The organism is Bacillus cereus group sp. N14 (assembly GCF_016483555.1).
GTDB lineage: Bacteria > Bacillota > Bacilli > Bacillales > Bacillaceae_G > Bacillus_A > Bacillus_A wiedmannii.
Window position 1 is genome coordinate 1 of record NZ_JAEHBQ010000125.1, and the last position, 242, is coordinate 242.

The following is a 242-nucleotide window of genomic DNA, read 5'->3' on the forward strand; positions in this document are numbered from 1 at the left end:
TTTCTAACGAGATCAATGATCTTGCTGGTAAAGCACGTGACGGTCGTTTAGCTCCGGCTAAAATGAAAGGTGCTTCTTGCACAATTACAAACATTGGTTCTGCAGGTGGACAATGGTTCACTCCAGTTATCAATCCCCCAGAAGTAGCAATCCTTGGTATCGGCCGTATCGCTGAGAAGCCAGTTGTGAAAAACGGTGAATTCGTTGCCGCTCCAGTTTTAGCATTATCTCTGAGCTTTGAC

The 242-nt window shown here is 45.5% G+C and carries 1 protein-coding gene; it reads left to right on the forward strand.

The window, feature by feature from the left end; all coding sequences use genetic code 11:
- On the forward strand, positions 1-242 hold a 242-nt coding region (locus JDS82_RS29385), incomplete at both ends, for a 2-oxo acid dehydrogenase subunit E2 (protein WP_199714340.1).